Raw genomic sequence first — 13,677 nt, 5'->3', positions numbered from 1 at the left:
CGATCGGCACGAGAGGTACACCATGAGATTCAGCGACAAGGTCGCGGTCGTCACCGGCGCCGGCTCCGGCATCGGCCGGGCCACGGCGGCGCGGCTGCTGGCCGAGGGGGCCACGGTCTTCGCCGTCGACGTGCGGCACACCGAGCCGTGGCCCGAGGCGGGCGCGGGCCGCGTGCACACCGTCGAGCTCGACGTCGCCGACCCGGGCGCCCCCCAACGGCTGTCGGCGCGGCTGCGCGCGGAGACCGGGCGCGTCGACGTGCTGGCCAACGTCGCCGGGGTCCTGCACATCGCCCCGTTCCTGGAGGTGACCCGCGAGGACTGGGACCGCGTGCTCGCGGTGAACCTGGCCGGGGTGTTCTTCCTGAGCCAGGCCGTCGCCCGCATCATGGTCGACACCGGGACGGCGGGCCGGATCGTCAACGTCTCGTCGGTGCACGCCGTCGTCTCCGAGCCGAACGCGGCGCCCTACACGGCGAGCAAGGGCGGCCTCGAGGCGATGAGCCGCACGATGGCCTCCGAGCTCGCGCCGCACGGCATCACCGTCAACTGCGTGCGCCCCGGCGCCACCCGCACCGGCATGAGCGCGCCCATCTACACGCCGCAAATCGAGCGGGCCCTGCGGGCGAAGATCCCGCTGGGCATGATCGCACCGCCGGAGTGGGTGGCCGCGGCCATCTGTTACCTCGCCTCCGACGAGGCGTGCTACACCACCGGCGCCAGCCTCGACGTCGACGGCGGCTACGCCATGGACGGCTCGCTGCCCGGGACGGCGTACTCGTGAGCGCCGTCGCCGTGGTGACCGGCGCCGCCTCCGGCATCGGCCGCGCCACCGCCGTGTCGCTGGCCCGCGACGGCCACCGGGTCGCCCTGGTCGACCTCGACGTCGCGGGCCTGGCGGGGACCCGCGCGAGCATCGAGGACTTCGGCGGCAAGGCGCAGGAGTTCGCGCTCGACCTGACCGACCCGCTGGCCGTCGGCTCGGTCACCCGGGAGATCGCGGTGACCTTCGGCGCCCCGGAGGTGCTGGTGAACGTGGCCGGCATCGGCGTGGCCGCGACCGTGCTGGAGACCAGCGACGAGGACTGGGACCGGGTCCTCGCGGTGAACCTCACCGGCCCGTTCCTCACCACGCGGGCGACGCTGCCGCTGATGCTGGACCGCGGCAGCGGCGTGATCGTGAACATCGCGTCGGTGGGCGGGCTCGTCGGTCTCAGCCGCCGGGCCGCCTACTGCGCCTCCAAGGCCGGCCTGATCGGGCTCACCCGGGCCGTCGCCGTGGACCACGCCAGCGACGGCATCCGCTGCGTCGCGATCTGCCCCGGCACCGTGGAGACCGAATGGGTCGGCAAGATTCTCGCTGGCGCGCCGGACCCGGCGGCCGCCCGCGCCGCGATGGCGGCCCGGCAGCTTGACGGGCGCATGGGGACGCCGGAGGAGATCGCCGCCATGGTGTCGTTCGTCGCCGGGCCGCAGGGCCGGTTCATCAACGGCGCCGCCCTGGTCGTCGACGGCGGGATGACGGCGGCATGACCGTCGCGATCGCCGCCGACCTCGGCCGCATCGTCGGGGCCGCGAACGTTGAGACGCGACCGGCGGCGCTGGTGCCGTACCGCACGGACGCCACATTCGGCTTCGCCGGCACACCCGCGGCCGTCGTGCGGCCCGGCTCCACGGACGAGGTGTCACAAACCCTGGCCTGGGCGAGCCGCCACAGCGTCCCCGTCGTGCCCCGCGGCGCCGGCACCGGCCTCGCCGCCGGCGCCGTGCCGATCCGCGGCGGCATCGTGCTCGCGCTGACCCGCATGAACCGCATCGTCTCGATCGACCCCGTCGACCTGACCGCGGTCGCCCAGCCCGGCGTCACCACCCAGGAGCTGGCGCGGGCCGCCGCCGGGCACGGCCTGCACTACCCGCCCGACCCGGGCAGCCGGCACGTGTCGACGCTCGGCGGCAACGTCGCCACCAACGCCGGCGGCCTGCACGGGCTCAAGTACGGCAACACCGCCGGCTACGTCCTGGGCGTCGAGGCCGTCCTCGCCGGCGGCGACGTCATCCGCGCGGGCGGCCGGCTGCTCAAGGACGTGGCCGGCTACGACCTGGTCCGCCTGCTCACCGGCTCCGAAGGCACCCTCGCCGTGCTCACGGAGCTGACGCTCGCGCTGCGCCCGGCGCCGGCGGAAAGCCTCACCGGCCTGGCGTACTTCGCCGACCTGGAGACGGCCGGCGCCGCCGTCGGGGGCGTCATCGCCGCCGGGTTCCTGCCCGCGACGCTGGAGTTCCTCGACGCCGGCTGCATCCGGTCCGTCGAGGCCCACGCGCGCCTGGGCCTGGACCCGACGGCCGGCGCGATGCTGCTCTTCGGCGACGACGGCGGCGCCGCCGAGACCCGGCGCACGGTGTCGGCGATGGCCGACGTGATGCGCGCACACGGCGCCGCCTCGGTGCAGGTCGCCGGCGCGGCGGCCGAGTCCGAGGCGCTGCTGGCGGCGCGCCGCTGCGCGCTGCCGGCGCTGTCCCGCCTGGGCGGGGCGACCATGCTCGAGGACGTCGGCGTGCCGCGCTCGCGCCTGCCCGAGCTCGTCCGGCGCATCGACGCGATCGCCGAGCGGCACGGCGTGACCATGGCGACCTTCGGCCACGCCGGGGACGGCAACGCGCACCCGGTCGGCTGCTTCGACCCCGCCGACGCCCGGCAGCGGGCGCGCGTCGCGGCCGCGTTCGACGACGTCTTCGCCGCCGCAATCGAGCTCGGCGGGACCATCACCGGGGAGCACGGCGTCGGCGCGGCGAAGCTTCCGTACCTCCAGGCCCAGCTCGGCCCGGCGCAGACCGCGCTGCTCACCCGGATCAAGCGTGCGTTCGACCCGGCGGGCATCCTCAACCCCGGAAAACTCGGGTCATGACAACCGGGCCCGTCTTCGACCCGGCCGGCCTGCGGGCGTGCATCTCGTGCGGGTTCTGCCTGCCGTCCTGCCCCACCTACCGGCTCACCGGCGACGAGGCGTCCTCGCCGCGCGGGCGGATCGCGCTCATGCGGGCCATCGACGACGGCACGGTCGACGTCTTCGACGCCGCCGCCCGCCATCAGGGCGCCTTCTGCCTCGGCTGCCGCGCCTGCGAGCCGGCGTGCCCGGCCGGCGTGCCCTACGGCCGGCTCCTGGAGCAGCTGCGCGACGCGCAGTGGGCGGGCCGCCGCCGGCCCCTGCGCATCCGGCCGCTGCTGTGGTTCGCCGCAAGCCGCCGCCTCGTCCGCCTCGCCGGCCGCCTGCGCCGCCCGGCCCGGACCGAGCCGCCGCAAGCGGCCCCGGATGGCCGCGACACGCTCATGCTCGGCTGCTTCGAACGGGTCCTGTTCCCCGCCGTGAGCCGCGCCGCCGCCCGGACTCTTCCCGGCGTGCGCGTGCCCGCCGACCAGGGCTGCTGCGGCGCCCTGCACGCCCACAACGGTGACCTGGCCCGCGGCGAGCGGCTGGCCGCCGAGCTCGCCGACCGGCCCGGCCGGATCGTCTCCACCGCGGGCGGCTGCGCGGCCCACCTCGCCGCAGTCGCGGGCCGCGACCGGGTCCTCGACTACTCCGAGGCGCTGCTGGAGCGCGGTCCGCTGCCCGGTCCCGTCCTCGTCGGCGGCCGGCCGGCCCGCATCGGCCTGCAGGACTCCTGTCACCTGCGCAACGGCCTCGGCGTCCACGACGCCCCGCGCGCCGTGCTCGCCGCGCTCGGCGACTACGTCGAGATCCCCGGCGCGGGCGACTGCTGCGGCGCCGCCGGCACCTACGCGATCCTGCGCCGCCGCGACAGCCGCCGGGTCCTCGCCACGAAGCTGGCCACGCTGGCCGAACTGGATCTAGACTTCCTGGTCGTGGTGAACCCGGGCTGCCAGCGTCAGCTGCGGACGGCGGTCCGCCGCGCCGGGCTGCGCACCCGGGTGGTCCACCTGGCCGAGCTCGTGGCCGCCGCGCTGGACGGCCACCGGTGAGCGGCCCCGAGGAGCCCGAGGACCTCGACGACGCCGAGGCGGCGCCGCGCGACCCCCGCGACGCCATGTCACTGCAGACCGCCTGGCTGCGCAGCTTCCTGGCGGTGGCCGACCGAGGCGGCTTCGGCGCCGCCACCGTCGCGCTGCACCTGTCGCAGTCGAGGGTCAGCGCCCACATCGCCGCGCTGGAGCACGCCCTCGGCGTGACGCTGTTCGACCGCAAGGCCCGCCCGATCCGCACGACCGCCGCCGGCGAGCTGTTCCGCGGTCACGCAATGGCGGCCATGCTGGAGCTGCAGCGGGGAGTCGAGGCGGTCCGCAGCACACTGGACAACGTCGTCGCCCACGTGACCATCGGCAGCTACCCCAGCGTCAGCTCGACCTACCTGCCGGGCGTGCTGCAGGAACTGCAGGCCCGCCACCCCGGCGTCACGGTCGAGCTGCACGAGGGCACGGCCGCGACGCTGGAGGAGATGGTCGCGGGCGGCACCGTCGACCTCGCCTTCCGGCCGCTGCTGCCGAAGATGCGTGAGAACACGCTGTGCCATCGCACCATCTGGCACGAGGACATCGTCGTGGTCATGCGGGACAACGACCCGCTCGCCGCGCGGGCGACCGTCAGCGTCGAGGACGTCCTGGCCCGGCCGCTGATCGGCAACCCGGCCGGCACCGAAGAGGAGGGCGGCGGGTTCGACGTGCGCAACACTCTCGGCGAGGCGGCCGGGCGGGCCAACATCGTGTACCTGACCGACCAGCCGACGACTCTGGTCGCGCTGGTGCGGGCCGCGTTCGGCATCGGCGTCATCAACCGCCTGGCGCTGCAGACCACCAGCACCGAGGGCCTGACGATCCGCACCATCGACTCGCCGACCGCGCACCGCGACGTCGCACTGTTCTGGACCCGCCGCCGCGCCGGCAGCGCCGTCGTCCAGGCGTTCCTCGACGCGCAGGCGTGCGCGCCGCTCCCCCCGGGCGTGCTGCCGGTCTAGCACTCCCCCGGGAAACTTTCAGGGCCGCCGGACGGGCGGCCCATTCCGTTTGTGCGCACCGCGGCGACGTTCGCCCGGGTCCGCTCCTGCTGCGGTTGCCCGGGCGTTGACACCGATCGCTGACGTGAGCTTACTGAAGCGGTTCAGTTGCGCGGTGGCCAGGGGCCGCCGCGAGTTCACCGTCCACACCGATCACGTTCGGGGTCCACGCCAGGAGGCGCGCTCCTATGCATCAGTCCCATCCCGCACCCGTCGGCTGGCGAGGCGCGCGGCGCCGGTTCGCGCTCGCCGTCGCGGCCTGTGTCGCAGTGCTCGCCACCGCGGTCGCCGTGCCGCTCGTGCAAGCATCCGCCGCCACCACCGGCTTCGTCACCCGCTGCGGCATCCACTTCTGCCTGGGCGGCCACACGTACTACTTCGCCGGAACCAACGTCTACGACACCTTCACCTACGGCGGCAGCTACGGGGACACCGAGACCCAGTGGATGGACAAGGCCCGCATCGACAACCACATGGCCGAGATGGCCGCCGACGGGGTCACCGTGCTGCGCACGTGGATGTTCGACCATGAGACGTGGCACGGCTTCGAACCCAGCAAAGGCGTGTACAGCGAGCAGCAGTTCTCCGAGTTCGACTACGTCCTCTACTCGGCGGCGCAGCACAACATCCGGGTGATCCCGGTCCTGGAGAACTACTGGGAGGCGTACGGCGGCATCGACACCCGGTTGTCCTGGGAGGGCCTGCCCACCGGACAGGCCAACCGGTGGCGGTTCTTCAACCAGTCCGCCTGCCCGGGCTGCTTCACGCAGTACCAGAACTACGTGTCGTACGCGCTCAACCGCACCAACCACTACACGGGTGTCAAGTACAAGGACGACCCGACCGTGTTCGCGTGGGAACTGATGAACGAGCCGCGGTACGAGGGCCAGGGCACCACGGAAAGCGTCAACGGGACGACGCTGCGCAAGTGGGTCGACACCATGGGCGCCTACATCAAGGGCATCGACGGCAACCACATGGTCGACGCCGGCCTGGAGGGGCACGGCACCAAGTACGGCTTCGGCGGCGACGAGGGCAACCCGTTCGTCGCCATCCAGCAATCGCCGTACATCGACTTCACCTCGGCCCACCCGTACCCGAACGAAGGCTGGGCCAACCTCACGCTGGCGCAGACGCTCACGCTCATCAACGCCTGGATCTCCGACTCGCACACGGTGGTCGGCAAGCCGTTCTTCATGGGTGAGTTCAACACCCAGGGCGTGGACCGCAGCACCTGGTGGACCTCCATCTACAACGACCTGCAGACCCAGGACGCGGACGGCAGCGCGTTCTGGTGGAACCCGGACGCGCAGGCCGGCGGCGACAACTACAGCGTCAAGCACGGCGCACCGGAGCTGTCGGTGTTCAGGACGCACTCCGCGTACATGGTGGCCAAGAGCGGGGGCAACCCCTCCACCAGCCCATCGGCGTCCCGGTCGGCCTCGCCGTCGGCGTCGGCGTCCCCGTCGCGTTCGCCGTCCGCGTCCCCGTCGCGTTCGCCGTCGTCCTCCGCGCCGACCGGGGCCGCCTGCACGGTCGGGTACAGCCTCAACGACTGGGGCAGCGGCTTCACGGCCAACGTGACGGTCACCAACACCGGTGCCGCCGCGATCACCGGCTGGACGCTCAAGTGGACGTTCGGCGGCAACCAGGCGATCAGCAACACCTGGAACGCCACGGTCACGCAGTCGGGGCAGGCGGTGACGGCGGTCAACATGTCGTACAACGCCACCATCCCGGCGAAGGGCAACGCACAGTTCGGCTTCCAGGCCGCGTACAGCGGCGCGAACGCGGCACCGGCCCAGTTCACCCTCAACGGGACGGTCTGCGCCAAGGTGTAGCCGTCAGCGGCGGCCGCCCCGTACGCCGCGGGGCGGCCGCCGCGAGCCGGTCAGCAGACCGCTCCGCTGCGGCGGCGCAGCGTCCGTTCGATGTCCTCCAGGCTGCGGCCCTTGGTCTCCGGCAGGTTGCGGAACAGGTACACGAAGCCCAGCACACCGAAGAAGGCGTAGAGCCAGAACAGACCGGTGGCGCTCAGCGCACCGATCGCCGTGAGCACGGTCAGCGAGATCAGGAAGTCGAGCGTCCAGTGGGTGACGGTGCCGGCGCCGGCCGCCTTGCCGCGCACCGCGGTCGGGAAGATCTCGCTGTTGATGAGCCAGATGCCGAGGCCGAGGCTCGCGGCGAACGCGGCGATGTACACGCACAACACGGCCACCAGGACGGCCCCGGTGACGCCGGTCTGGCTCGGCAGCAGGTAGAGCACGCCGAGCACGACCAGGCTGAGCACGACGATCGCCGTACCGCCGAGCAGCAGCGGGCGCCGGCCGACCCGGTCGATGGCGAGCAGCGCCACGATCGTGACGAGCATGTTGACCAGCCCGATCCCGACGGTGGACAGCAGCGCGGCGGCGTCACCGAATCCGGCCCGGGTGAGCAGGGTCGGCGTGTAGTAGATGACCGCGTTGACGCCGACGAGCTGGTTGGTCGCGGCGACGGCGACGCCGAGCAGCACGGCCGGACGCAGCTGGCGGCCGAACACGTCGCGGATCGACATTCCACGCTCCGCCGCGCTGATCTGGCGGATCTCGGCCAGTTCCTCGTCGGCCTCGCGCGGTCCGCGGGAGCGCAGCATGACGGCCCGGGCCTCGTCGTCGCGGCCCCGCGACAGCAGCCAGCGCGGGCTCTCCGCCAGGCCGAGCAGGCCCAGCAGCATCACCGCGGCCGGCACGACGGCAAGCCCGAGCATCCAGCGCCAGCCCTGGTCCACCCCGGAGAACGCGAAGCCGACGAGGTACGACACGAAGATGCCGACGGTAATCATCAGCTGCTGCAACGACACCAGGCGCCCGCGCACCTGCCGGGGCGCCATCTCGGCGATGTACGTGGGCACGACCAGCGACGACGTGCCGATCGCCAGGCCGAGCACGAACCGGGCGGCGATGAGCACCCCCGGGTTCGGGGTGAACGCCGACGCGAGCGCGCCGACGCAGAACACGGCGGCGGAGACGATGAGCAGCCGCCGCCGGCCGAAGCGGTCCACGAGCGGGCCGCCGCCGACCACGCCGCCGATCGCGCCGAGCAGCAGCGCGGCGACGACCACCTCCTGCAGCGTGCTCGACAGGCCGAACACCGCCGTGAGGTACAGCAGGGCGGCGGAGATGACGCCGGTGTCGTACCCGAACAGAAAGCCACCGAGCGCAGCGACGAGTGCCGGACCGAGGACCGACCAGCGAACGGTGATAGTGGCTCCGCGGTGGCTCTCGGCCGCGGGATAGCCGGCCATGTCGGCACACCTCCTGCGCGGTCCGGCTGAACAGCCCGAGCCCGGCCGAACCCACGACGCCGGAGCTCGCCGCCCGCGCCGCGCGACGAGCTCCGCAGGATGGGTTCGGGCGGTGTGGTCGGATCAGGCGCCGGGCGCGCGGTAGTCGACGGTCTGGTGAACCGCCTGATCGATCTCTGCCGGGGTCACCAGCGGCACGGTCTTGATTCGGGCTCCACCGGATGCGTCGATCGTGAGAGCGACCGCGGCCGCCGACTTGCTGTCCGGCAGTTCGCAGATCGCGTACGTGTCGGGCTCCCCCATGGCGAAGTCGAACGACTCAAGTCGCCCGCCGGCACTTTCGGCCATCTTCCGGGCCGCCTCGACCCGTCCGCTGCCTCCGTCCTTGAACAGTCCTTGGAGTCCATCGAGCGTGTACGTTGCCTCAAATAGGAATCTGGGCATTCGAGATCACCCCCTCAAGTCCGAGGGTAACCGCGAAAGGAACGCCCGCCGAACGGCTCTCACCCCGGGCTCGAGGTCCGGCGCCGCCGGGGCCGACGACGATGCGGACGGGTTCGCAGTAGGCGATCCGGCCGAAGGCGCAGATCTTGGGCTGGGCCCAGAACTGCCCGGGTGGCGTCCCGACCGGGACGGTGACGGGGAACTCGACGCACTGCGTCGAACCGGGCGCGATCGTGAAGCCCTGCGTCGGCTCGCTCGTCAGCGGCCAGATGTAGTGCGGGGTGATGAGCTGGGCGTGCCCCCGCAGCGGGGTGCGCAGCTCATGGCCCACCCGTACGCGGACGTGGCCACGCGTTCCGGGGGTCAGCGTGAGCTCCCGGGCCTCGGCGCGCGCGTGCAGCAGCGGCCCGGGCGCGGGCCGGCCCACGGGCACGACGAGGGCGTCCTGCAGCTCCTGGCCCCGGTGGGCGATGCTCGCCTCGACCGCGTACCAGCCGGGTTCGGCGTCGTCGGGAGCCGTGACGGTGACAGGCACGCCGAGGTGGCCTCCCGCGCCGACGGTCACGTGCCCGGACTGCGGGGTGGCGACCCAGCCGTCCGGCGCCGTGACGAGCAGGTCCCCGTCGTAGCCCGCGTCGTTGTCGTCGCAGACGATCTGGGCGCGCAGCCGCACGCCGGCCGCGGCGCCGTCGTCGCGCGGCCGGTCGTCCGGCCGGAGGGTGAGCGCGACCGGCAGGTTGCCCATGGGCGCGGGGCCGCAGTTGTGCAGCCAGTAGCGGGTGAACACGGGCTGCACGGGTTCGGTGCTCGCGGCGAGCGCCGTCCCGCCCCGCTCGGCGCGAGCCGGTGACAGGGCCAGCGACGTGATCCGGTACCCCTCGACGTCGAGCCGCAGCTGCCGTCCGTCGTGCTCGAGGGGCGCGCCGGGGCGGTCGAGCAGATCGGCGGCCGTGGCCGCGGCGATACCGCCGGCGAGGCGGATCGCGACGCTGCCGGACCGGCCGTGGGGCTCGTAGCCGCGGACGATCAGGCTGTCGCACGCGTCGGCGGCCGATGCGGAGCCGGTGGCGAGCGGCTCTCCCGCCGGCTTGACCGCGGTGACGACGAAGCTCTCGGCGGGCTCGACGCTCAGCAGGGATCCGGTGGCCGGCAGCGCCCCGTCGCCGGCCGGCGCGGCGGTGGCGGCGAGCGGATGGTTGACGGACAGCCCGGCGGCGACGAACCCGGCGGTGCGCCATCCGCCGGGGCCGCTCACCAGGTGGTAGTCGAAGCGCCGGCTGGTGTGGTGCTGGAAGCTGCGCCCGCCCGGGGCGTTGCGGTCCGGGAAGTTGATCGCGGTTCCGGTGGGCCAGCCGGTGCACGCGCGGGTCAGCGACATGTTGAGCGTGCCGTCGGGCTCGACCGCGAAGCCGGGGGTACCGCGGTTGAGCAGCGCGACGGCGTAGTCCTCGACGGTCGCCTCGGCGTGGTGCAGCGCGAACGGCTGCGTGACGTGCACGTTCGCGTCGCGGAGGTCGTCGAGGAGCTCGGTGAGGGCCCACTGTTCGGCCTCGGCGTCGTCGCCGGCGATCAGCAGGACGGGCAGGTCCCGGATCGGGCGCACGTCGGCGCCCGGCCGCCAGACCTCGCCGAGCGGCCGCTCGGCGGGGATCCAGAGGCGGGCCGCGCCGGTCGCCGCGAGCTGCGCGGCCAGTTCGGCGGCGAACGGTGCCGGCGCCCGGTCGAGCAGTTCGGCGACGAACGCGTTGCGCTGCGGGGTGCCGACCGCGACGCGGCAGTCGGGGAGGTTGGAGTCGGTGTCCAGGGCGCCGTAACGGTTTCCCGTCGCGGGCGTCACGGTGGCGGTGACGCCGGCCCGGGCCAGCCCGACGGCGAGCCGCCGGGTCGAGTGACGGCCCTCGTCGCCGTCGGGGACGACGATCTCGGCGACGGACACCGCTCGCGAGCGCTCGGAGCGCGCCTGTGGATCGTGCAGGTGGACGGTCAGCGCCGCGGCGAGGCCGAACCACTGGTGCGCCGTGTTGTCCAGGGTCCGGGGGTGCTCCGCCGCGTCGGCGTCGAGCAGGGCGTAGCCGCGGCCGATGACGGCGGCCGCGGTCTCGCTGACGGGCATGCCGCCGGGGACGTCGCAGGGTATGCGCACCCGCAGGAGCCGGTCGGTGGCGGCGAACCCGTCGATGCCGGTGCTGAAGTCGATGCGGTCGATGCCGTACCACAGCGTGGTCTGCTGCGTGTAGTGGCATCCGTCGACCGTCGCGGTGGCCGTGATGCGCTCGCCGATCGGGCAGCGTTCGACGGTGACGTCGGCCGCGGTGTCGGCGCTGCGCCAGGCGACGGCGTGCGGCAGCAGGTGCCACGGGCCCTCGCCGAACTCGGGATGGTCGCGGTGCTCGGCGACGCAGACCAGCTCGTTGCCCACCCGGCCCGGTGGGAGGATGTCCCGGCCGGCGGCGAGGTCGGTGATCTCGGCCAGGGTGCCGCCCCGCGCGGGATCCGCACGAACCCGGTAGCGGTCGTTGGCGATGCTCGTCGCCTCAACGGCCTGCCAGCCGGACGCCGACGGCTGCGCGGCGGGCACCAGGCGGTACGTGCGGTAGCCCATCGACGGCACATCGCGCGCGACCCACCGCAGCAGCGCCCGGCCCGGCCGGCCGTCGGCGGCGTGCGCGAGGGTCTCGGTGAGGTACGGAACCGGGACCCCGCCGTCGTCGGTGAGCGTGACACCCGCGGCCGGGTCGACGTCGATCTCCAGGCCGACGGTGTCCGTCCGGGCGTGCGTGAGCGGGTTGAACACGACGACCGCGGTGCCCTCCCCGCGGGTGTCGACGTGCCGGGCCAGGTGCCGGCGGGCCGAGCGGTCCACGTCGGCGGCCAGGTCGTGCGCCTCGCGCCAGCCGGCGACCAGGTCGAGGTAGACCTGGTCGGACTGGGTGCCGGTGACCGCGTCGTGGTGCGCGCCGAACAGCAGCAGCCGCCACGCCTTGTCCACGGCCGCGGCGGGGTAGGCCGCGCCGTGCAGCGCGGCGAAGGTGGCCCACTTCTCGGCGTCCAGCAGCCGCGTCTCCGCCAGGCGGTGGGCCTGCTTGGTGTCGATCGCGGTGACGTCCTTGCCGGTGTAGATCGGGTTCATGTCGCGGGTCTGCGGCGTGGCGTGCACGCCCCTCGCGGCGAGCTCGTCCCGCACGGCGGTGAAGAAGTCGCGCGGCAGGCCGTACCGCAGCCGCACGTGCGGGTACCGCTGCTCCCAGGCCGCGCGCAGCTCGGTGACCCAGCGCATGGGAGCGCTGAAGTCACTGCCCATCGGAATCATGACGTTGCGGGTCGCGGCGGCCGGGCGCAGCTGGGTGAACAGCTCGTGCAGCTCGTCCGCCGCGGTCCGCGGATCCTGGGCGGCGTCGAGGCTGAAGCCGGCCGAGTAGTGGGCGGCCATGTAGTGGGTGAGCAGGCCGTCCCCGCCGGGCGACACCCACTCGAACTCGGTGGGGAACTGGGTCGGCGCGAACGGCTTGCGATGCTCGCGGATGTTCCAGCTGGTCAGCATCGGCCCCCACTGGTGGTGGGGGCCGCGGGCGAAGGCGATCGAGGTCAGCCCGGCACCGGCCATCACCTGCGCGAACTGCGGATCGTGGCCGAACACGTCCAGCTGCCACGCGGTGGAGGGGACGCCTCCGACGACGTGGCGCTGGAACCCGGCGCCGTGCACGGCGTTGCGGATCGTCGTCTCGATGCCGGTGAGGTTGGTGTTCGGCTCGTTGTAGGTGCCGCCGACCAGCTCCAGGCGGCCGTCCGCGATGAGTCGCCGGATGAGCTCGCGGTCCTCCGGAAACGTGTCCCAGTACGGCTTGAGGTAGTCCACCTCGGCGAGGACCACGCTGTACTGCGGGTCCTCGCCGATCTTCGCCAGATGCGCCTTGACGAGGCTGAACGCGCTGTGCCCGGGCCAGGCGAAGCGCTCCTCCCCCGCCTCGGGCACCTGCGGCTGGTCCCACGTCTGGGTGTACGCGGACTGGGTGTTCCACCACACCGGGTCGTAGTGGAAGTGCGGGATGAGCCAGACGGTCCAGTTCACGCCTTCACGGCCCCCTGCATGATCCCGCCGATGATCTGCTTACCGAGGAAGAGGAACACCAGCAGCACGGGCGCGGTGCTGATCAGCGTTCCCGCAAGCACGAGCGAGTAGTCCATGTAGTAGCCACCGGCCAGTGTGGACAGTGCGACCTGGGTGGTCGGGTTGCCCTGGCCCAGGGCCAGCAGCGGCCAGAAGAAGTCGTTCCAGGTGTTCATGAAGGTGAACAGCGCGAGCACCGCGGCGACGGGCCGCGCCGCCGGCAGCACCACGTGCCAGTACAGCCGGTGCGTCGAGCATCCGTCCATCCGGCCGGCCTCCAGCAGCGCATCGGGCAGCGCCTCCGAGAGGTACTGGCGCACCAGGAAGACGCCGAACGCCGAGGTGGCCGCCGGCACGATGACCGCCTGCAGGTGCCCGGTCCAGCCCAGCCACTGCGACATCATGATGTACAGCGGGATGATGCCCAGCTGGGCCGGCACCATCATCGTCACGAGCAGGAACCCGAGCAGGGCGTTGCTGCCGCGGAACTTGAGCTTCGCGAAGGCGAAACCGGCCAGCGTGCTGGTGAGCACGACGCAGGCCGTGACCGCGGTCGCGACGATCATCGAGTTGAGCAGGGCGAGGCCGAAGTTCGCCTGGGTGTACGCCCGCTGCAGGTTCTCCCACAGGTGGCTGCCGGGCAGCAGCCGGGGCGGCCAGCTCCCCGCCGCGGAGTTGTCGTTGGACGCAGCGACCACCGACCAGTACAGCGGGAACGCCGACACCGCGGCGATGAGCCCCACCAGCACGTAGGTCCTGGCTCCGGCGCTGCGCTGGCTGGGCGCCGCGGACCGCCGGCGGACGCGGCGATCGCCGGTCATGGCCCGGGAGA

Annotated in this window: 10 protein-coding genes; 6 read left to right on the top strand and 4 right to left on the bottom strand. The window is 73.2% G+C overall.

The window, feature by feature from the left end:
• Positions 1-22: 22 nt before the first annotated feature.
• The 6 genes from ACQEVU_RS18500 to ACQEVU_RS18475 all read left to right on the top strand — a co-directional run bounded on the left by ACQEVU_RS18500 (position 23) and on the right by ACQEVU_RS18475 (position 6,848).
• A complete protein-coding gene (locus tag ACQEVU_RS18500) occupies positions 23-784 on the top strand; it encodes an SDR family NAD(P)-dependent oxidoreductase (RefSeq protein ID WP_433325057.1) in 762 nt (253 codons plus the stop codon).
• Positions 781-1,533: an SDR family NAD(P)-dependent oxidoreductase gene (locus ACQEVU_RS18495; RefSeq protein ID WP_433325055.1), complete on the top strand. Its 753-nt coding sequence runs from the start codon at positions 781-783 to the stop codon at positions 1,531-1,533. The genes ACQEVU_RS18500 and ACQEVU_RS18495 overlap by 4 nt, the downstream gene beginning before the upstream one ends.
• Positions 1,530-2,906, top strand: a complete 1,377-nt coding sequence (locus tag ACQEVU_RS18490; protein ID WP_433325053.1) for an FAD-binding oxidoreductase — start codon at positions 1,530-1,532, stop codon at positions 2,904-2,906. Before ACQEVU_RS18495 ends, ACQEVU_RS18490 begins: the two co-directional genes overlap by 4 nt.
• Complete coding sequence (locus ACQEVU_RS18485) at positions 2,903-3,979, top strand: (Fe-S)-binding protein (RefSeq protein WP_433325051.1); 1,077 nt, start codon at positions 2,903-2,905, stop codon at positions 3,977-3,979. Before ACQEVU_RS18490 ends, ACQEVU_RS18485 begins: the two co-directional genes overlap by 4 nt.
• Entirely contained in the window at positions 3,976-4,968 is a 993-nt protein-coding gene (locus ACQEVU_RS18480; protein WP_433325049.1) for a LysR family transcriptional regulator, read from the top strand. Before ACQEVU_RS18485 ends, ACQEVU_RS18480 begins: the two co-directional genes overlap by 4 nt.
• Positions 4,969-5,195: 227 nt before the next feature.
• Complete coding sequence (locus ACQEVU_RS18475; RefSeq protein ID WP_433325047.1) at positions 5,196-6,848, top strand: cellulose binding domain-containing protein; 1,653 nt, start codon at positions 5,196-5,198, stop codon at positions 6,846-6,848.
• Positions 6,849-6,898: 50 nt separating this feature from the next.
• Here ACQEVU_RS18475 and ACQEVU_RS18470 read toward each other — a convergent pair whose 3' ends face one another.
• The 4 genes from ACQEVU_RS18470 to ACQEVU_RS18455 form a co-directional block, all read right to left on the bottom strand.
• Positions 6,899-8,293, bottom strand: coding sequence for a sugar porter family MFS transporter (locus tag ACQEVU_RS18470; RefSeq protein ID WP_433325045.1), 1,395 nt, complete (start codon positions 8,291-8,293; stop codon positions 6,899-6,901).
• Between the two features lie 123 nt (positions 8,294-8,416).
• Entirely contained in the window at positions 8,417-8,737 is a 321-nt protein-coding gene (locus ACQEVU_RS18465; RefSeq protein WP_433325043.1) for a GYD domain-containing protein, read from the bottom strand.
• Positions 8,718-12,806 (bottom strand): glycoside hydrolase family 38 C-terminal domain-containing protein, encoded by a 4,089-nt coding sequence (locus tag ACQEVU_RS18460; RefSeq protein WP_433325041.1) that lies wholly within the window; start codon positions 12,804-12,806, stop codon positions 8,718-8,720. Before ACQEVU_RS18460 ends, ACQEVU_RS18465 begins: the two co-directional genes overlap by 20 nt.
• A complete protein-coding gene (locus ACQEVU_RS18455; RefSeq protein ID WP_433334982.1) occupies positions 12,803-13,666 on the bottom strand; it encodes a carbohydrate ABC transporter permease in 864 nt (287 codons plus the stop codon). The genes ACQEVU_RS18460 and ACQEVU_RS18455 overlap by 4 nt, the downstream gene beginning before the upstream one ends.
• Between the last annotated feature and the right edge of the window lie 11 nt (positions 13,667-13,677).

It is taken from the genome of Dactylosporangium sp. CA-139066 (assembly GCF_050936175.1).
Taxonomy (GTDB): Bacteria; Actinomycetota; Actinomycetes; order Mycobacteriales; family Micromonosporaceae; genus Dactylosporangium.
Note: the sequence above shows the minus strand (reverse complement) of the source record. Positions and strands in the feature narration are given on the sequence as shown.